Source organism: Pseudorhodoplanes sp. (assembly GCA_032027085.1).
Lineage (GTDB): Bacteria > Pseudomonadota > Alphaproteobacteria > Rhizobiales > Xanthobacteraceae > Pseudorhodoplanes.
Map to the genome: position 1 here is coordinate 3,609,259 of JAVSMS010000001.1, position 19,312 is coordinate 3,628,570.

General features: G+C 61.9%; 19 protein-coding genes and 1 tRNA gene. 6 read left to right on the plus strand and 14 right to left on the minus strand.

Going from position 1 to position 19,312, the window contains the following annotated elements; all coding sequences use genetic code 11:
- Positions 1 to 77 precede the first annotated feature (77 nt).
- Positions 78 to 1,253 (minus strand): M20 aminoacylase family protein, encoded by a 1,176-nt coding sequence (locus RO009_17425; GenBank protein MDT3686815.1) that lies wholly within the window; start codon positions 1,251 to 1,253, stop codon positions 78 to 80.
- A gap of 388 nt (positions 1,254 to 1,641) precedes the next feature.
- Here RO009_17425 and RO009_17430 point away from each other — a divergent pair.
- Positions 1,642 to 1,717, plus strand: a tRNA-Lys gene (locus tag RO009_17430).
- 23 nt (positions 1,718 to 1,740) lie between these two features.
- Here the strand turns inward: RO009_17430 and RO009_17435 are convergent.
- A complete protein-coding gene (locus RO009_17435) occupies positions 1,741 to 2,454 on the minus strand; it encodes a DJ-1/PfpI family protein (GenBank protein MDT3686816.1) in 714 nt (237 codons plus the stop codon).
- A 192-nt stretch (positions 2,455 to 2,646) separates the two neighbouring features.
- On the opposite strand from RO009_17435, the gene RO009_17440 reads away from it, so the two are divergent.
- The 3 genes from RO009_17440 (at position 2,647) to RO009_17450 (ending at position 4,747) form a co-directional block, all read left to right on the plus strand.
- Entirely contained in the window at positions 2,647 to 2,859 is a 213-nt protein-coding gene (locus RO009_17440; GenBank protein ID MDT3686817.1) for a hypothetical protein, read from the plus strand.
- A gap of 82 nt (positions 2,860 to 2,941) precedes the next feature.
- Positions 2,942 to 3,364 carry a CHRD domain-containing protein gene (locus RO009_17445; protein ID MDT3686818.1) on the plus strand — a complete coding sequence of 141 codons (423 nt, stop codon included), beginning with the start codon at positions 2,942 to 2,944 and terminating at the stop codon, positions 3,362 to 3,364.
- A 201-nt stretch (positions 3,365 to 3,565) separates the two neighbouring features.
- Positions 3,566 to 4,747, plus strand: coding sequence for a 3-hydroxybenzoate 6-monooxygenase (locus tag RO009_17450; protein ID MDT3686819.1), 1,182 nt, complete (start codon positions 3,566 to 3,568; stop codon positions 4,745 to 4,747).
- A gap of 117 nt (positions 4,748 to 4,864) precedes the next feature.
- Here the strand turns inward: RO009_17450 and RO009_17455 are convergent, their stop codons facing one another.
- The 4 genes from RO009_17455 to RO009_17470 form a co-directional block, all read right to left on the minus strand.
- The gene (locus tag RO009_17455) at positions 4,865 to 5,716 is read right to left on the minus strand and encodes an amidohydrolase family protein (GenBank protein MDT3686820.1); all 852 of its coding nucleotides are present in this window, start codon (positions 5,714 to 5,716) and stop codon (positions 4,865 to 4,867) included.
- Positions 5,717 to 5,735: 19 nt separating this feature from the next.
- Positions 5,736 to 6,728: a tripartite tricarboxylate transporter substrate-binding protein gene (locus RO009_17460; protein MDT3686821.1), complete on the minus strand. Its 993-nt coding sequence runs from the start codon at positions 6,726 to 6,728 to the stop codon at positions 5,736 to 5,738.
- A gap of 104 nt (positions 6,729 to 6,832) precedes the next feature.
- Positions 6,833 to 7,294, minus strand: a complete 462-nt coding sequence (locus RO009_17465) for a DoxX family protein (GenBank protein ID MDT3686822.1) — start codon at positions 7,292 to 7,294, stop codon at positions 6,833 to 6,835.
- A gap of 85 nt (positions 7,295 to 7,379) precedes the next feature.
- Complete coding sequence (locus tag RO009_17470; protein ID MDT3686823.1) at positions 7,380 to 8,252, minus strand: amidohydrolase family protein; 873 nt, start codon at positions 8,250 to 8,252, stop codon at positions 7,380 to 7,382.
- Positions 8,253 to 8,481: 229 nt separating this feature from the next.
- Between RO009_17470 and RO009_17475 the strand changes: the two genes are divergently transcribed.
- Positions 8,482 to 9,393 (plus strand): LysR family transcriptional regulator, encoded by a 912-nt coding sequence (locus tag RO009_17475; protein ID MDT3686824.1) that lies wholly within the window; start codon positions 8,482 to 8,484, stop codon positions 9,391 to 9,393.
- 38 nt (positions 9,394 to 9,431) lie between these two features.
- Here RO009_17475 and tgt read toward each other — a convergent pair whose 3' ends face one another.
- The 5 genes from tgt to coaD form a co-directional block, all read right to left on the minus strand.
- Positions 9,432 to 10,556 (minus strand): tRNA guanosine(34) transglycosylase Tgt, encoded by a 1,125-nt coding sequence (tgt, locus tag RO009_17480; GenBank protein ID MDT3686825.1) that lies wholly within the window; start codon positions 10,554 to 10,556, stop codon positions 9,432 to 9,434.
- Positions 10,557 to 10,562: 6 nt separating this feature from the next.
- Positions 10,563 to 11,642: a tRNA preQ1(34) S-adenosylmethionine ribosyltransferase-isomerase QueA gene (queA, locus tag RO009_17485; protein MDT3686826.1), complete on the minus strand. Its 1,080-nt coding sequence runs from the start codon at positions 11,640 to 11,642 to the stop codon at positions 10,563 to 10,565.
- Between the two features lie 224 nt (positions 11,643 to 11,866).
- Positions 11,867 to 12,328 carry a peptidylprolyl isomerase gene (locus tag RO009_17490; GenBank protein ID MDT3686827.1) on the minus strand — a complete coding sequence of 154 codons (462 nt, stop codon included), beginning with the start codon at positions 12,326 to 12,328 and terminating at the stop codon, positions 11,867 to 11,869.
- A gap of 28 nt (positions 12,329 to 12,356) precedes the next feature.
- Entirely contained in the window at positions 12,357 to 12,890 is a 534-nt protein-coding gene (locus tag RO009_17495) for a peptidylprolyl isomerase (protein ID MDT3686828.1), read from the minus strand.
- 45 nt (positions 12,891 to 12,935) lie between these two features.
- Complete coding sequence (coaD, locus tag RO009_17500; GenBank protein MDT3686829.1) at positions 12,936 to 13,433, minus strand: pantetheine-phosphate adenylyltransferase; 498 nt, start codon at positions 13,431 to 13,433, stop codon at positions 12,936 to 12,938.
- 190 nt (positions 13,434 to 13,623) lie between these two features.
- On the opposite strand from coaD, the gene RO009_17505 reads away from it, so the two are divergent.
- Positions 13,624 to 14,007 (plus strand): hypothetical protein, encoded by a 384-nt coding sequence (locus tag RO009_17505; protein ID MDT3686830.1) that lies wholly within the window; start codon positions 13,624 to 13,626, stop codon positions 14,005 to 14,007.
- Positions 14,008 to 14,010: 3 nt separating this feature from the next.
- Here RO009_17505 and RO009_17510 read toward each other — a convergent pair whose 3' ends face one another.
- From RO009_17510 to gyrA, 3 genes are all read right to left on the minus strand, one after another.
- Complete coding sequence (locus RO009_17510; protein ID MDT3686831.1) at positions 14,011 to 15,513, minus strand: aldehyde dehydrogenase family protein; 1,503 nt, start codon at positions 15,511 to 15,513, stop codon at positions 14,011 to 14,013.
- Between the two features lie 249 nt (positions 15,514 to 15,762).
- Positions 15,763 to 16,362 carry a DUF4337 domain-containing protein gene (locus RO009_17515; protein ID MDT3686832.1) on the minus strand — a complete coding sequence of 200 codons (600 nt, stop codon included), beginning with the start codon at positions 16,360 to 16,362 and terminating at the stop codon, positions 15,763 to 15,765.
- Between the two features lie 93 nt (positions 16,363 to 16,455).
- Positions 16,456 to 19,176 (minus strand): DNA gyrase subunit A, encoded by a 2,721-nt coding sequence (gyrA, locus tag RO009_17520; GenBank protein MDT3686833.1) that lies wholly within the window; start codon positions 19,174 to 19,176, stop codon positions 16,456 to 16,458.
- Positions 19,177 to 19,312 lie beyond the last annotated feature (136 nt).

The window sequence follows — 19,312 nt, forward strand, 5'->3', positions numbered from 1 at the left end:
GCCGCTGCACTCGAAAAATGAAAACGCCGCCCGATCGGGCGGCGTTTTGCTATAACAACGTACGTTCCTGCCGGCTGTTACGCCGGCAGCGCTTTCTCCACCAGGCGAGCCCAATAGGACGCGCCGATGGGAATGATCTCGTCATTGAAGTTGTATTTGGGGTGATGCAGCCCGGCGCTGTCGCCATTGCCGACGAAGATGAACGCGCCCGGCCGCGCATTCAGCATGAAGGAAAAGTCCTCCGCGCCCATCACCGGCAGGATATTTTCGTCGACACGCTCCTTGCCGACGATCTCGCTCGCGACCGATCCCGCGAAAGCCACCTGATCCGGGTGATTGCGGGTGACTGGATAGCTGCGCTTGTATGCCACCGTTGCCTTCGCCCCGTGCGCCCTGGCAACGTTCTCGACGATCTCGCCGACGCGCTTCTCAACCAGGTCCTGCACCTCCGGCGTCAGGCTGCGGCAAGTGCCGCGCAGCAAAGCCGTCTGCGGGATGACATTGTTGGTCGAGCCGGCCTGGAACTGGCATATCGACACGACCGCCGAATGCAGCGGATCGACGTTGCGCGACACAATCGACTGCAACTGATTGACGATCTGCGCTCCGACCATAACCGGATCGACGGTGAAATGCGGTCGCGCCGCATGGCCGCCGCGGCCCTCGATCTCGATATCGATATGGTCCGCCGCCGCCATGATCGGTCCCACGCGCATCGCGAATTGGCCCGTGGGAATGCCCGGATAATTGTGCATCCCGTAGACTTCCTCGATGCCGAACCGCTCCATCATGCCGTCGGCGACCATCAGCTTGCCGCCGCCGCCGCCTTCCTCGGCTGGCTGGAAGATCACGACCGCGGTGCCGGCGAAATTGCGCGTCTCGGCGAGGTATTTCGCGGCACCCAGCAGCATTGCCGTATGGCCGTCATGGCCGCAGGCATGCATCTTTCCCGGAATGGTCGACTTGTACGGCAGGTCGTTCGCTTCCTCGATCGGCAGCGCGTCCATGTCCGCGCGCAATCCGATCACCTTGGCGCGCCCGCCGTTGGCCGGCCTGCGGCCCTTGATCACGCCGACCACGCCGGTGCGACCAATCCCCGGCACGACCTCATCGCAGCCGAACGCCTTGAGCTTCTCCGCCACAGACGCCGCCGTGCGGTGCACATCGAAATCCAATTCCGGATGGGCATGCAGGTCATGCCGCCAGGTGGTGATCTCGGGATGAAACTCGGCGATGCGATTCACGATTGCCATTGGGCCGGAACTCTCAATTACGGGCGGAAATTCGAAGGAGCGGGATCTCGCGTCAACCTAGGCAATTCCCGCCGCGCTGACGAGCCCATGGCCGAAACCGGCCTGTCAAATCTGCGGCACGCGTTCTCAGAGCCCATCGCCGCGTCTCGGTTCCACTTATGTTCCGGCCGCACCGCTTCACTTCCATCTCCAACCCCGACGGCTTTCGGAAAGGCTGCATCTGCCCCAACCAAAGCCCTCCGGGAACGGAATTTTCCGTTGTCCGGGCCGCCCATTCGGCTTATGTGTCCGCCCAGCCGGTCGCGCCCTTCGGGTCTTATCCAGTCCCTTACGGCCCGGCCTCTGCACGGCGGCCACCGAACTCCGCCAGGCACCAGACACTCAACGCGAGCCCGTAGCTCAGTCGGTAGAGCATTTGACTTTTAATCAAAGGGTCCCGGGTTCGAATCCCGGCGGGCTCGCCAGTGTTCTTTGATCGCTCGGCGATTCACTTCTGGGTTTGTGCGGCCTTTGCCGTCCGCATCACAGCGACCGCCTGTTCGACGCGCCTTTCTCTCGCCGCGCGGCGCTGCATGGACGCTTGCTTCACCGCTTCGACGATCTCGGGCGTCGAGGTGAATGGCGTGCCGCCGGGAAATGGCGGCGCCGGATCGTATTCGATCTGCAACTGAATCTTTTGCGCGATCTCCTTGCCAGCCACGTCGCTGACCACGCGCAGCGCCATGTCGATGCCGGAGGTGACTCCGCCGGAAGTGTAATATTTCCCATCGACCACCATCCGGTCGTGACTGGGGATTGCGCCAAAATGCGCAAGCAGATCGCGCGCCTGCCAATGTGCGCCGGCCCGGCGCCCGGTCAGCAGACCGGCGGCCGCCAACAGCAGTGAGCCGGTGCAAATGCCGAATACATGCCTGGCGGCATCGGCCTGATCGCGCGCGAATTGCACCCAGGCTGGGTCAACCATGGCATCGTCGATTCCGGTGCCGCCTGGCACCACGAACAGATCCGGGCGCTGCGCCGCCTCGCGCGTCACGGTCGGCAGAATGGTCAGGCCGCGATCGGTGCGGACCGGATCGAGCGAGGCCCCCACCAGTTCGACCGTCCAGCCGGGAACGCGTGCCAGCACCTCGAATGGTCCGGTCAGATCGAGCTGGACCATGTCCTTCACCAGAACCATGTTCACCAGAAATCTGCCGCTCATGCCGGCACCTTTCACCGCATGCAGGGCCCTGTTGCAGTGCGGCATCATGTGCCGCCCTCGGCCATAGAGCAAATTGAAATCAAATCCTTCGGCTCACCACGAAACAATCCTCAAGGCGTCGTGATACTGCCACACAGGGTGGATAGCTTTTGGCGACGGTGGATGGGGTAGCTAGACTTGAAGGAGGAGGTCATGCAGTTGCACTTTGACTCTCCGGCCGGGTCTTCCCGTTTGGCCGTCATCCCTTTCTTTCAGCGTCCCGTCTGCCCCCGTTGCGGCGACACGATGTTCGCGGCGACAGCAACCGAATATTTTGGCAGTGGCCTCATCCGCCATTCCTGGTCCTGCGAAATTTGCCAGCACGAATTCCAGACCGCGGTGGAATTGCCTTCAGATCTGCAATAACGCGATGAATTGATGCATCCTGCCGGGATGAAACCTTGCAGCTGCGGGGTTTTATGCCTGATGTCGCAATGGGGGATGCATCATGGACCTCTATCGTTGGCGGTTTTTCGGATGCGTTTGTGTTCTGCTGCTGGCCTCGCCGGCGATCGCTCAGACAGTGAATCTCCGGGCCGAGCTGAAGGGCAGCAATGAAGTGCCGCCGCTCAATCTCGCCGGCAGCGGGCAAGTCGCTGCGATCTTCGATCCGGCGACCAAGAAGCTGTCCTGGAAAGGCAGTCTGTCCAACCTGACCGCGGCGCCAACCATGGCGCATTTCCACGGTCCGGCCGAGGCCAGCAAGAATGCCGGAGTCCAGGTAACCATCCCCGATCCGGGCTCTTCCTTCTCGGGCGAAGCCACCCTCACCGACCAGCAGATCCGCGATATGCTGGCCGGCATGTGGTACGTGAACATCCATACGGCCGCCCACCCAGCCGGAGAGCTTCGCGGCCAGTTGCTGAAATAAGGGGCGGCAAATCTCCAGTTTTCGCTCGCCGCGTTCAGGGAGAGGCCGGCGCTCCAATCCACCCAGCATGCGCTGTGAGAAGACCCGCCGGCCCCTGCCCGGCGGGTTTTGCATTTGTGCGGGATACAGCCCGCCGTTTATGACAGGTCTGCGCATGCTCGGCGCTTGCGGCGTTGCGGCAGAGGTGGACAGGAGACGAGAATGGCGAAGGCGAACGGGGATTTGCCCTTTCTGGTGGCGGGCGGCGGCATTGGCGGGCTGGTGACGGCCTATGCGCTGGCGTTGAAGGGGTTTCGAGTTCACGTCCTCGAACAGGCCGACGAATTCCGGGAGGTCGGCGCCGGCATCCAGCTCGGCCCGAATATTTTCACCGCCCTGGAGAAAATCGGACTCAAGGACGCCATGCTGGCGGATGCCTGGGTGCCGAACCGCCAGCAGATGCGCGACGGCCTGACCGGCAAGCTAATCACCGAGGTGCCGCTGGGCGAGGACTTCAAAAGGCGTTTTGGGCAGCCCTACGCCGTCACCCACCGCCACGACATTCTCGCCGTCTATCTGAAGGCCTGCCAAAGCAACAATCTGATCAGCCTGGAAACCGGCCGCGAGGTCGTCGATTTCGACGACGATGGCAGCAAGGTCACCGCCATCCTCGCCTCCGGCGAGCGCATCGAAGGCCGGGCTTTGATCGGCTGCGACGGATTGTGGTCGAAGGTCAGGCAGAAGATCGTCGGCGACGGCAAGCCGCGCGTGTCCGGCCATATCGCCTATCGCGCCGTCCTGCGGCGCGACGAGGTGCCGGAAGATCTATGGGGGCCGGATGTGGTTCTCTGGGCCGGCCCGCGCACCCATCTCGTGCACTACCCGCTGCGCCGTGGCGAGCTCTACAACCTCGTCGCCGTCTTCCATTCGGAGCATTACGTCGAGGGATGGAATACAGAAGGCGACAAGGCGCTGCTGGACGAGCATTTCAAAGGCCAGCGTCCCGAAGTTATGCGCCTCATCGAACGCATCAATGTGTGGAAGTTCTGGGTGCTGTGCGACCGCGAACCGGTGAAGAACTGGTCAAAAGGCCGCGTGACGCTCCTCGGCGACGCCGCGCATCCCATGCTGCAATATCTCGCACAAGGCGCGTGTCAGGCGACGGAAGACGCGGTGTGGCTGGCGGAGAAAGTCGCCGCGCAGCCCGACAATCTGCCCGCAGCGTTCGAGGCCTATCAGCAGCAGCGCTATCTGCGCACCGGACGCGTGCAGATCATGGCGCGAGTCTACGGTGAATTCTATCACGCACGCGGCGTCACCGCCGAACTGCGCGACATGATGCTGGCCGGACGCACGCCCGAACAATCCTTTGACGGCATCAGCTGGCTTTACGGCTCGATCTGAGAAGATGCGTCATGCCCGCGCCAATCGCGGGCATCCACGTGCTTACGACGAGCGCGCCAAAGATCTGGATGTCCGGGACAAGCCCGGCCATGATCATGACTTGGTCTGTACCGATCGTCAGAACCACCCGTAAAGTTTCGCCGGATTGTCGACCAGAAGCTTTTTCTGCAGTTCGGGCGACGGCGCGATGAGCGGCACGAGATCGACCAGATCGGCTTCGTCACAGACATGCGTTGAATTGGGATGCGGAAAGTCCGTGCCCCACAACACGCGGTCCGGAATCGCCTCGACGATCTTGCGCGCGATCGGCACCGCCTTGTCATAAGGCGGCAGATCGATGCGCTCCGAACCGCAGACCTTGATCCAGCAGCGGTCGAGCTTGGCGATATCAAGCAGTGCCTTCAATGGTTCCTGGTCAACGCCTGCCGCCGCCGGCACACGCGCCATGTGATCGATCACAAAGGTCAGCGGCAGCGCCTTGATCATGTCGGACAACGGAAGGACGTTGGCGGCATCAAGATGCAGCACCACATGCCATCCCAGCGGCTTGATGCGCTTGATGACATTATTGAACACGCTCATGTCCGGCGTGCCGCCGAGATGTTTCACGAAATTGAAGCGCACGCCGCGCACGCCGGCTTGGCTCATCTTCGCGAGATCGTCGCCGGAAATCGTGTCGTCCACAATCGCCACGCCGCGATAATTGTCAGGCCGCCAAGCCAGGGCATCGAGCATCGCGGCATTGTCCTTGCCGTGACAGCTCGCCTGCACGATCACCGCGCGTTCGATGCCAAGATGGTCGTGCAGCGCCGCAAGCGCCTCCTTCGGCGCATCTTCCGGCGTGTAGCGGCGGTTCGGTGCGTAGGGAAATTTGGCGGCGGGCCCGAAGACATGACAATGCGCGTCGGTCGCGCCCGCCGGCATCTGGTAGCGCGGCTTGCGCCGCGCCGACAGGTCGTGTGCAGTCATATAGTCTTGCTTTATCTTATCAACGCTTCTCGATCTTGGCGTCGGTGATCACCTTCGACCACTTGGCGATGTCCGCTTTCAGGCGATCCTGAATTTCCTGCGGGGTCGAGCCCTTGGCTTCGATGCCGAGTTCAAGCGCCTTCTTCTTCACTGCCGGATCGGAAAGCACTTCGTTCAGCGCCTTGTTCAAGGTCGCGATGACATCGGCGGGCGTGCCGGCCGGCGCGAAGATCGCGTTCCACGACGTAACTTCGAAGTTGGGCACCGTCGACTTGACCGTTGGAGCGCCAGGCAGATATTCGGCCTTGTTCGGGCCCGACGTGCCAACGGGGATGAATTTCTTGGCTTCGAGGCCGCCGCGCAGAGCAGCATAGAACTCGGCCGCCATTTGCACGTCGTTACGTTCAAGGCCGATGAGAACGTCACCCGACGTCTTGAAGGGTACGATCACAACGTTGATGCCCGCCGTCGATTTGAACAATTCGGCTCCCAGGTTCTGGCTCGATCCAGCGGCGATGGTGCCGAGGTTGAGTCCGCCGGGCTTCTCCTTTGCTGCCTTGATGAAATCGGCCAGCGTCTTGTAGGGACCATTGGCACTGGTCACGAAGATCAGGTCGAAATAGCCCATCGCCGAAACCGGCACGAAATCCTTCAGCGGATCGAAGGGCAGGCTCTTGAACAGGCCGACGCTGACCGCGGTCCCGTTCGACAACACAGCCAGCGTATAGCCATCCGCCGGCGACTGCAGAACCGCGCGCGCCGCGGTGATGCCGCCCGCACCCGGACTGTTCTCGACGACGAAGCGCTGGCCAAGTTTTTCGCTGAGCTTTTCTGCCACCAGTCGCGTGGTGATGTCGGCGACGCCACCGGCGCCAAATGGCAGGATCAGGCGTACCGGTTTCTCCGGATATTTGGCCTCCGCCTGGACCGGCAACGCCAGCGCAATGGCGGCCAGTCCGGCCACCAGAAATTTGCCAAGCAGCCCGCCGGTTAAGGTGTGATTGTGAGACATCAGCACTCTCCTTCGATCAAGGCATCAGAAAGCAGAATTTGCGGCGCGAGTTCAAGTGCGAAAACGCGCCGCTCCAAACTGCAGTAGATCAGATCAGGCCTGGATTAGACTTCCCTGCCAAGCTTGCGGTCGAGGGAATATGGCCCGCCGCCGCGCAAGACCATCGCAAGGAAGATGAGACCCCAAAACAGCGGATATTCGTAACCGCGAATGTTCCAGGCATAGCCGTTGGGAATGTGCACCCAGATGATGACGAGAAATTCGATCACAAGCAGGGCCGCGATCACGCGGGTGAACAGACCCAGCATGATCAGGATGGCGCCCGCTGTTTCGAGGAAGATCACGACATAAGCCAGCAACAGCGCCGGCTCTATGCCGCGCTTGGCGAGGCTGTTAGTGGCAAAAACCTGCGCGCCGGCCATCAGTTTCGGCCAGCCATGCGTGAACAGGATTGCACCCGCAGTGACACGAATGAGCGGCCAGTAAAGACTGGCGTAGTTCTCGTAGAATGAACCCAATCCCGTAATGACTGGTCTCGGATCGCGGCCCTTGTCTGCGTAAGTCATGGCGTCCCCCTCTTGGCTTCTCCCTGATTAACCGAGGCGCTGAAGGAGTATTCCCTTGCACCGCCTTCTGACCGGACGGGCGATCCTAACTCCATTTCAGCCGAGCGAGGATCGAACGGCCCATGATCCAGTCCTTGTCATCTTCCGAAAGGAATTTCAGCTCTTCCGTGAAATGCGCAAGGCGTTGGCGATATGAAGCCTTGGCGAATCCGTTGGTGACGTCGGTGCCCCAATAGCAGCGCTGTGGTCCATATGCGTCGAAAAGCCGCTGGATGTGGCCGGTCATGTCGCGGAAGGGATACGGCTCCGACGAATAGGCCGGCGCCGCCGAGAGCTTGACGGAGATGTTCGGATGCTTGGCCAAAGCCGCAGCCTGCTCGACCGCTTGGGGAATCTTCTGCTCCTTCACGACCTGAGATGAAATGCCCATGTGATCGATGATCAGCGTCAGATTGGGATGACGTTCGGCGATCGATCCGAAGAGTGGAAGCGTGCCCGCGGTGAGAAACATGATGGGAATGCCCGCTTTCTCCGCGGCCGGCCACAGCCAATCCGTCGTTCCATCCGTCAGCAACGCGGCTGCGCCTCCCAGAAATGTCAGCCGGATGCCGAGCATGCCCGGCTGCGCCTTCCATCGCGCGAGTTCTTCCGCGGTTTGCGGCTTCTTGAGTGGAATTCGGCCCATCACGCCAAACCGGTTCGGATATCGTTGGGCGGCCTCCAGCGCGTAATCGACCCGGTCACCTTCCCAGCTGGGCGGCACGATGATCGCGCGATCGACGCCGTTTTCGTCCAGCAGCGGTACCAGTTTTTCGATGGTGAAAGGCTCGGGCAGTTGTGGTGGGAGCCCGGGGACCCATGGCCGTTCCGGTGTATTCGCCTTCCAGAGATGGACCTGGGTATCGACAATAACCCTCTTGCGGGCCGGTTTGGTTTTTTCCATGGTCTGGGCGGCCAACGGCTGCGCTCCGTGTGATGCAAGGGCCGCGCCTGCGCCAAGGGCCCCGTTCATGAAACTGCGTCGTGACAGCATTTTTGATCCCCCCGCCAATTGATTAGGCCGGCATGGCCTCGGCCGCGAGCGACGGGCGCATCCGCCATCCCTTTTGACCGCACGATAGGGAGGCTTCTCTATTTTCCAAATTTATAGTATCAATTTGCCGCATTCATTTGGTGAATGAACTTTCGTGAATCTGAACAATCTTGATTTCAATCTGCTGCGGGTGCTCGACACCCTGATTGCGGAACGCAGCGTGACGCGATCCGCGGAGTTGCTGCGCCGGTCACAGCCGGCGGTCAGCAATGCGCTCCGCAGATTGCGGACCCTGCTGGGGGACGACCTGCTGGTCCGCGGCCCCAACGGACTGGTCCTGACCCCGCGCGCCGAAGCGATCCGGCAGCCTCTCCGGGACGCCATCGCCCAGATCGAAAAATGTCTCGGCGAAGAACAGCAGTTCGACCCCGCTCAGGCGAGCGGAACGCTGCGGCTGAGCGCGCCGGATCGCCTCAGTCTGGCGATCGTACCCGCGCTGTTTGACCGCTTGCGGCGGTTTGCCCCGCATATGTCGCTGCACATTGTCACCGCGGATCGCACGCGTGCGATGGATTTGCTGGATGCCGACCTGACCGACGTGGCGCTCGCCTGGTACGACGAGAAGCCGCATCATCTGAACACGGAGCGCCTATACGACGAAAAATTGTTCTGCGTGTTCCGTCGCGAACATCCGTTGGCAAAGGCTCGGAAACGCTTTGACATCGCGTCCGTGCTGTCATTTCCGCACCTGATCGTAAGCGCGACCGGTGCGCGGACCGCGATCTTTGACGAATTGCTCTCTCGTCACAATCTGCGGCGCGATCCGCTGGTGTCGGTATCGAACTTCACGGCGGTGCCCCACCTGCTGTCGCGTAGCGACATGATCGGTGTTTTCACCGAACTGGCGTCAGGTGTTTTTGAGAAGTCTTTCGGCCTCGTCAAACGGCCGGTGCCTTTGAACGTTGGCGTCATCACCACCAGCATGGTTTGGCATGTGCGCAATGACAGGGACCCCAAACATGCGTGGTTTCGAAAGCAGATCAAGGCGATCTATCGAAATCTTTAGCCGACGCCGGCCGGAGTGAAACACCCGGTCTTGTGCCCTCACCGGTCGCCTTCCGCCCACTGCGCCTTGGTCCGGACGCGGAATTCCTCAAACCGGCCGGCCTCAATGGCGTCCCGCATCCCGCGCATCAGCGATTGATAATAAGCGAGATTGACGGTCGACAGCAGCATGGCGCCGAGCGTCTCGCTGGCCTTCACCAGGTGGTGCAGATAGGCGCGCGAATAAGTGCGCGTGACCGGATCATCGCTCTCCTCATCCAGCGGGCGCGGGTCGTCGGCATGACGCGCATTCTTCAGATTAATCGCGCCGAAGCGGGTGAAGGCCAGCCCATGCCGGCCGTTGCGCGTCGGCATCACGCAGTCGAACATGTCGATGCCGCGAGCCACCGCTTCCACCAGGTCGTCGGGCGTCCCGACCCCCATCAGATAGCGCGGCTTGTTCACCGGCAATTCCGGGGCAACCGTCTCGATCATCGCCAGCATCACGTCCTGCGGCTCGCCGACAGCCAGCCCGCCAATGGCATAGCCATGAAAATCCATCGGCACCAGGGCGCGCGCGCTTTCGACGCGCAGAACCTTGTCATCGCCCCCCTGCACGATCCCGAACAGCGCCCGCCCCGCCGGCGCCATCTCAAACGCGCGCTTGCTGCGCTCCGCCCAGCGAAGCGACAATTGCGTGGCTCGCACGATGTCCTTGCGCTCCGCCGGCAGACGGATGCATTCGTCAAGCTGCATGGAAATGTCGGCACCGAGCAATTGCTGGATCTCGATCGAGCGCTCGGGCGTGAGTTCATACATCGACCCGTCCAGATGCGAGCGGAACGTCACCGCCTTGTCGTCAATCTTGCGCAATTGCGATAGCGACATGACCTGGAAGCCGCCGGAATCGGTGAGGATCGCGTGCGGCCAACTCATGAATTTGTGCAGGCCGCCAAGGGCGGCAATTCGCTCGGCACCCGGCCGCAACATCAGGTGATAGGTGTTGCCGAGCAGGATATCGGCGCCGGTCGCGCGCACATCCTCGGGTTTCATGGCTTTGACGGTAGCTTGCGTGCCGACCGGCATGAAAGCCGGCGTCGCCACCGTGCCGTGCGGGGTTGAAATCTCGCCGCGCCGGGCTGTGCCGTCGGTCTTGATCAGGTTGAAACTGAAGAGGCTCGACATTCGCTTTCAAAGCGCCGGATGAAGCAGGCAGGCGTCGCCGTAGGAATAGAAGCGATAGTCCGAGGACAGCGCATGCGCATAGGCGCGCTTCATCAGATCGAGACCGGAAAAAGCCGAGACGAGCATGAACAGAGTCGAGCGCGGCAGATGGAAATTGGTCATCAACAGGTCGACGGCGCGGAAGCGATATCCGGGCGTGATGAAAATGGCGGTCTCGCCGGAAAACGGCCGCAACTTTCCATCTTCATCCGCCGCACTTTCCAGAAGCCGTAGTGAGGTTGACCCGACAGCGACAATCCGCCCGCCTTTCGCCCTTGCCTCATTAAGAGCGGCGGCCGTGCTGGCGCTGATCTCGCCCCATTCCGGGTACATCTTGTGATCCAAGGTATCCTCGGTCTTGACCGGCAGGAAAGTGCCGGCGCCGACATGCAGGGTGACGCGGTGCGTCGCAACGCCACGATCCTGCAATCTTTCGAGCAGGTTGTCGCTGAAATGCAGCCCGGCGGTCGGCGCGGCGACCGATCCTTCATCGGTCGCAAACATGGTCTGGTAGTCGGTGCGGTCCTGCTCGTCGGCGGCGCGTTTTGACGCGATATAGGGCGGCAACGGCATGTCGCCGCGTTCTTCAATCGCCTGATCCAGCACCGGACCATGAAAAGCGAATGAAAGCGTCACTTCACCGCCCTCACCCTTTGCCTCAACAGTCGCGTCAAGCTGACCGAGAAAGCACACCTTGCCCTCGTCGCCAAAACGCAGCGTGTCGCCTGGCTCGAGCCGCTTGCCCGGCTTGGCGAAGGCCAGCCAGCGGGAGCCGTCCAGCCGCTTGTGCAGCGTCGCCTCGATCGTCACGTCCTCGCCGCGGCCGATCCTGCGGCCGGTCAGCCGTGCGGGAATGACCTTGGTGTCGTTGACGACCAGCGCGTCGCCCGGCTGCAGCAATTCGGGCAGGTCGCGCACCGAGCGGTCCTGCCAGTCCGGATCGGCACCCGGGGTGACGACCAGAAGTTTCGCCGCGTCGCGCGGCGATACCGGCCGCAGCGCAATGCGGTCGGGCGGCAGGTTGAAATCGAATAGATCGGTACGCATGATCTTCTCTTACCTTTCCCGGCCGAGCGGGAAGAGGTCGACTTTCGAACGAAGTGAGAAAGCTGGTGAGGGCGGCTCATTGCTTCCCACACACGCCCCCTCGCCCGGCGCAGCTTCGCTGCTCGCCACCCTCTCAACCGAAGTCGGATTTCTTCGACTTCGGCCTTGCTCTTAGTGTCGAAACTTAAGTGAAACCCAAGTTTCGGTGCAAGCGGGGCGCGGGTTTAGGCATCCGCGGCGATCGTCGCCTTGACGATCTTGTCGGGATTTTGCACCGGCTCGCCGCGCTTGATCTTGTCGACATTCTCCATCCCGGAGATCACCCGCCCCCAGACCGTATATTGCCGGTCGAGGAACCGCGCGTCGTCGAAGCAGATGAAGAACTGGCTGTCGCCGGAATCCGGATTGGAAGCGCGCGCCATCGACACCGTGCCGCGTTCATGCGGTTGGTTGTTGAACTCCGCCTTTAGTTTCTTGCCGGAGCCGCCGGTGCCGGTGCCTTGCGGGCATCCGGTCTGCGCCATGAAGCCCTCGATCACACGATGGAACACGATCCCGTCATAGAAGCCTTCGCGCACCAGTTCCTTGATGCGCGCGACGTGGTTCGGTGCGATGCCGGGCAGCATCTCAATGACGACATCGCCCTGGGTGGTCTCAAGCTTGAGGGTGTTTTCGGGTTCGGCCATGACACTACTCTCTTTCTTTTATTGTTGATCAGCGCTTAGCATCGGCCTGCACCGAGGCCTTCACGATGCGGTCGGGATTGGGCACAGGCTCGCCGCGATTGAGCTTGTCGACATTCTCCATGCCCGACACCACCTCGCCAATCACGGTGTATTGCCCGTTCAGGTGCGGTGCATCGGCGAACATGATGAAAAACTGGCAATTGGCCGAATTCGGGTCGGAGGCGCGCGCCATGCCGACAACGCCGCGCTTGAACGGCACTTTGGAAAATTCGGAGATGATGTTCGGATATTTCGATTTGCCGGTGCCGTTGCCCTTGTCGCCGTCGCCGGTCTGCGCCATGAATCCGGTGATCACACGATGGAACGGCGCGTTGTTGTAAAAGCCCTCGCGCGCCAGCGTCTTGATGCGCTCGGCATGCTTGGGCGCAAGATCGGGCCGCAAGCGGATCACTACATTGCCTTTGGTGGTTTCTAGCACCACCGTATTCTGCGGGTCGTTCTGTTGCGCGACGGCGGGCAGAGCGCAAACAAGCGCAGCCAGCACAGCGAGAATGCGGATCATGACGGCTCCTTGAACAAGCTTGAATCCAACCGGTCGATCAGCCGGCTATTTCGAAAATTTCTGTTTCAGACGCGCGGCGACGGCGGGCGGCACGAATTGCGAGACGTCGCCGCCCATGCTGGCGATCTGCCGCACGAGTGTGGCGGTGATCGGGCGCACCAAAGGTGTCGCGGGCAGGAAGACGGTCTGGATCTCCGGCATCATGGCGCCGTTCATTCCGGCCATCTGCATTTCATAGTCGAGGTCGGTGCCGTCGCGCAGGCCGCGGATCAGCAGGTTCGCCCCTTCCCGCTTGGCCGCCATGACCACCAGATCGGCAAAGGTGACACAGGCCAGATCGCAGCCGGCCTCCTTCGCCGTCTGCGCGCAGCTTTCCAGCAGCATGGCGACGCGGTCTTCCGGTGAAAAAAGTGGAGACTTGCCGGGATGAACCCCAATGGCCAGCACCAGCTTGTCGGCAAGGCGGGCGGCCTGGCGGACAACGTCGATATGACCGTTGGTGACGGGATCGAACGACCCCGCATAGAGGGCAACGCGCGGCATGGCTGGGGTCTATCCAAAGGCCGTCGGGGCCGCAAGGGCCGGTAACCCCACGTCTATCATCCGGTTCCTTAACAAAATCGGATATATTGCTTTAACCCTGCCCCGTTGAGCTGAACCAAATGGTCCCCTGAAGCGTCTAATGAACGGAAGCGGCCCGCCGAGGCCGTCAAGCGCAACAGGGACAGAGATCATGCTCAAAGCCGTTTCAGCCATCGCGGTCGCCGCCGCGCTTGCCGGGGCAGCCATGATCTTTCCGGCCATGACCCCGGAAGTTGCCGCCAGCGCGCCGGTCCCCGCCGCAAAGACCGACCGCGCCGACACCCCCGCCTCCTGCGAACGCCAGGGCTGGCCCTACTACGAAGCCAATTGCCTGCGCGACGAAAACCGCAATGCCGGCCGCGTACCGCAGATCCGCATCATCTCGACCGACCGCGTACATCTCAGCCAGCCTGACGCGCCGGTGTTCGAGCCGATGCCGTTGCCGACCGCGCATGCGGAATTGCCTGCCAACCCTCTGTCTGTGCCAGCTTGGCCCGAATATCTCGGTTCGCTTCAGGTGATGGTCACCCGCTAGCGCCTAGGCGTAGCGAATGATCACGCTTTTGGTCTCCAGATAGCCGTCCAGCGCCGCCCGGCCGTGTTCGCGGCCGATACCCGATTGCTTCATGCCACCGAAAGGCACGTTGGGATCGAGCGTGTTGTGGCTGTTGACCCAGACCGTCCCCGCCTTCAGCGACTTCACCACCTTGAACGCCTTGTTGAGATCGCGCGTCCAGACCGATGCAGCGAGGCCGTAGCGGCTGTCATTGGCGATCCTGATCGCCTCGTCGAGATCGTCGAACGGCAGCGCCGCGATCACCGGTCCGAAAATCTCGTCGCGCACCGCTTCGTCCTGCGGCTTCAACCCTGCCAATATGGTCGGCGCGATGAAATAGCCGCCATCCGGCACCGAGCGATTGCCCGCCACAAGACTGGCGCCGGCCTTCTTCGCCCGCTCGACAAAGCCGCTGACCCGGTCCTGCTGTATCTTCGACACCAGCGGGTTGATCTGGGCCTTGGGATCGAGGCCGGAGCCGAGCGACATGCCGTCGGCGACGCTGCCGAGTTTTGCCAGCGTCTTGTCGTAGATTTTCCGGTCGATCAGCACGCGGGTGGCGGCGGTGCAAACCTGGCCCTGATTGAAAAACATGCCAAGACCCGCGAGCAGGCCTTCCATGTTCTCGTCCATATCGGAGAACAGAATCATCGGCGACTTGCCGCCGAGTTCGAGCGTGAACCGCGCGAGATTGTCCACGGCCGCGTGTCCGATCAGTTTGCCGACCTCGGTCGAGCCGGTGAAGGTCAGCTTGTCGATGCCCGGATGCTTGGCGAGCGCCGCGCCCGTCGTCGGACCGTCGCCGGTGACAATGTTCACGACGCCCTTCGGGAAGCCGGCTTCATTGATGAGCTGGCCGAGATAGAGCGCGGTGAGCGGCGTTTCCTCTGCCGGCTTCAGCACAATCGTGCAGCCACAGGTCAGGGCCGGCGCGATCTTCCAGATCGCCATCAACAGCGGGAAATTCCACGGCACGATGGCGCCGACGACACCGACCGGCTCCTTGATGGTGCAGGCGAAATGCTGCGCGCCGGGCGGAATGGGAATGGTCGCGTCAAGCGTCGCGCCTTCGATTTTGGTCGCCCAGCCAGCCATGTAGCGCAGCCACTGCACCGATCCGGACACATCCACCGCGCGCGCATTGCCGATGCTCTTGCCGTTCTCCAAAGTCTCAAGCTGCGACAGCGGCTCAATATGCTGCTGGATGAGATCGGCGAGTTTCAGCAGCATCGCCTCGCGTGCCGCCGGCGGCGTCGCCGCCCAGGCGCCGTTCAGCGCTGCGCGCGCCGCAGCGACCGCCTGATCGATGCCGGCGGCCGTGACATTCGGCACTTCGCCGATCGATGTGCCAGTTGCCGGATCATAGACGGCGATACCTCCCGCATCCGGCAGCTTGCGATATTCGCCATCGAAGAAGGAATTCAGCGGGCCGGACAGAAACGCCTTGGTTTTCTCGCTCAGCCCGGCTGCGGCTGCGATATTCATGAGAGCCTCCCGTATGATGTCTTTCCATCAGCCTGCACTATACTGCATGATGCGGCAAGCGCGGACGGCCGCTGGTCGGCCACGTGTTGCGCCGCTAGGCGCGCCCGCGAATCAGGGGTCGTGGCACCGTTTTGCGGCCGACGCCGGCGACCCCCGTCTGGAGACGGCCGGACTCCCAAAGTGATGGAGATCCTGCAAACAGGCTCATGTTGATTGCGTGACGGGAGCTTCCAGCGATGAGTAAGGCGATCAGCTCAGGCCGGGAATTTCGACCAGCAGGGTGAAGCCGTTCAGCATCAGCAGCGTGCCGAGGAGGCCAAGCCCTCCGCCCACAAAGCTCAGCCAGACCAAGTCGGCAACGATTGCAACCGAAATGAGCACAATGGCGATCTGCAACAGCGCTTCGGCATAATCGAAATACGGGTCCTGCTTCAGCGCGTGATCGCGCAGCGCTTCATGCTGCTTGGCGCGCTGGATCAGTTCCTTCTTGCCTTCATTGGTCTCGGGCTCCGATTCATAGCGCGCCACCGTCTTGCGATAGCCGTCGATCTTCTGCTTCAGCGTCGCCTTGGCGTCCTCCGGCAACGCCGGGTCGTTCAGGAAGGCCAGTTCGAACTGGTCGGCCGCCAGCGCGATCGAGGTCTGACGCATATTCTTGGCCTGGAAGAAATTCCAGTAATTGGACGCCAGCACATTGTTGTTGACCGCTTCTTTGCCGGCATTGGAGCCGCCGAGGCTGGTGATCGCCAAAATCATCGCCAGAATGGCAATGACGATTGCGGCCCGCTGCCGGAATTTGTCGTGGGTCTTTTCCTGATCCATCATTTCGCTGGCGTCTTCAGCCTTCATGACATCCCTCGTCGCTGCGGCGCAAGCGGCGCCACAGCTCCCTTTGCATTCTTGATGTGAGTGGAATGTGAACCTTCGGGCTTGTGCGCCCGGCTACGATCCGTTCGACTCGTCGTCGCTTTCTTCCGACAGCCGCTCGACTGAGACGACGCGCTCGTCCTCGGCGGTGTCGAACACGATCACGCCTTGCGTGGACCGTCCGGCGATGCGAATGCCGTTGACCGGGCAGCGGATGAGCTGGCCCTTGTCGGTGACCAGCATGATCTGGTCGGCTTCCTCGATCGGGAAAGACGCGACCAGCTTGCCGTTCTTCTTGGTGATCGCCATGGCGGTGATGCCTTTGCCGCCGCGCCCGGTCGTCCGGTATTCGAAGGACGAGGTGCGCTTGCCGAACCCGCGTTCGGAAATGGTCAGTACGAATTGCTCGGCCGCCGACATTTCGACATAGCGCTGTTCACCGAGTTCGATCGCACCGGTGGTCTCTTCGGCCTCGGCCGGCGCTTCCTCGATTTCGGTTTCGCCACGCCGCACGGCATTCGCGCGCCGCAGATAGGCCGCACGTTCTTCCGCAGTCGCATCGACATGACGCAGGATGGAGAGCGAAATCACCTTGTCGCCGTCGGCCAGCGTGATGCCGCGCACGCCGCGCGAGGTGCGGCCGGTAAACACCCGCACCTCCGGCACCGGGAAGCGGATGCACTGCCCGCCGCTCGCCGTCAGCAGCACGTCGTCCTTTTCCGTGCAGATCTGCACGTCGACGATCGCTTCGCCCTCTTCCAGCTTCATCGCGATGATGCCGGAGCGCCGCACGTCGACGAAATCGGAGAGCTTGTTGCGGCGAACCGTCCCCGAGGTGGTTGCAAACATCACGTCGAGATTGGCCCAGGTCGTTTCGTCCTCGGGCAGCGGCATGATGGTGGTGATGCTTTCGCCCTGCTCGATCGGCAGGATATTCATCAGCGCCTTGCCGCGGGCCTGCGGCGCGGCCACCGGCAGCTTCCAGACTTTCTCTTTATAGACGCGCCCCTTGGACGAGAAATAGAGAACCGGCGCATGCGTCGAGGCGACGAACAGCCGCGACACGAAATCCTCATCGCGCGTCTGCATGCCGGCGCGGCCGCGGCCGCCGCGGCGCTGCGCACGATAGGTCGAGAGCGGCACGCGCTTGATATAGCCTTGATGCGATACGGTCACGACCATGTCCTCGCGATGGATGAGGTCTTCCTCTTCCACCGCGTCCATCTCGTCGACGATGGCGGTGCGGCGCGGGGTGGCGAATTCGTCGCGCACCGCCATCAATTCTTCCTTCACGATCGCCTGCACGCGTGCCCGCGAGCGGAGGATTTCGAGATAATCGCTGATTTCGGCCGCCAGCTTGTCGAGCTCATCCCTGATCTCGTCGCGGCCGAGCGCGGTCAGGCGCTGCAGACGCAGATCAAGGATCGCGCGCGCCTGCGCCTCCGACAGCCGGTAGGTGCCGTCATCGTTGATGCGGTGACGCGGATCGTCGATCAGGGTGATCATCGCCTCCACATCCCGCGCCGGCCAATCGCGCCCCATCAACGCTTCACGCGCCGCATTGGCGTCCCTGGAAGCGCGGATCAGCCTGATGATCTCGTCGATATTGGCGACGGCGATGGCGAGGCCGACCAAGACATGCGCGCGATCGCGCGCCTTGTTGAGCAGGAACTTGGTGCGCCGCGAGACCACTTCCTCGCGGAAGGCGATGAAGGACGTCAGCATGTCCTTCAGATTCATCACCAGCGGGCGGCCGCCATCGAGGGCCACCATGTTGGCGCCGAACGAAGTCTGCAACGGGGTGTAGCGGTAAAGCTGATTGAGAACGATGTCGGCAATGGCCTCGCGCTTGAGCTCGATCACCACGCGATAGCCTTCGCGGCTCGACTCGTCGCGCAGATCGGCGACGCCGTCGATCTTCTTTTCCCGCACCAGTTCCGCGATGCGCTCGACCATCGCCGCCTTGTTCACCTGATACGGGATTTCGGTGATGACGATGGCCTCGCGCTCCTTGCGGAGCGTCTCCATCTCGACCTTGCCGCGCATGATGATCGAGCCGCGACCGGTCTCGTAAGCGGAGCGAATGCCGCCACGGCCGAGGATAAGGCCGCCGGTCGGGAAATCCGGACCTGGCATGATCCGGATCAGATCGTCGACTGGCAAAGCCGGGTCGTTGATCAGTGCGATCGTGGCGTCGATGACCTCGCCGAGATTGTGCGGCGGGATGTTGGTCGCCATGCCGACGGCGATGCCGCCGCCGCCATTGACCAGCAGATTGGGAAATCGCGCCGGCAGGACGGCCGGCTCTTTCTCGTTGCCATCATAGTTCGGATTGAAGTCGACGGTGTCGCTGTCAATGTCGGCGAGCAGCGCCAGCGCCGGCTTGGCGAGCCGCGACTCCGTATAACGCATGGCGGCCGGGGGATCGCCGTCGACAGAGCCGAAATTACCCTGCCCGTCGACCAGCATCACGCGCATGGAGAAATCCTGCGCCATGCGCACCAGCGCGTCATAGATCGATTGGTCGCCGTGCGGGTGATATTTACCCATCACGTCGCCGACGATACGCGCCGATTTCACATACTTCTTGTCGGGTGTATGCCCGTTTTCGTGCATCGAATAGAGAATGCGCCGATGCACCGGCTTGAGCCCGTCGCGCACGTCCGGCAGCGCCCGCGACACGATTACGCTCATCGCGTAATCGAGATACGACCGCTTCACTTCCTCCGTGATGGAGACGGGACGAATATCCGAGGGAGAACCGTCCCCCGGACCGGGATTTTCGGGCTCAGACAAAGGAGAAATCCTGGCGAATCCAGAAGTGGCTTTCTAGCCCATTTGCCGTCTGAAAGCCAAGTAAAACCGCACCTGAAACGTTCTTATTATCCTTTACATATCAAAGACTTGTGACATATTTTTCGGGCGATGCGAA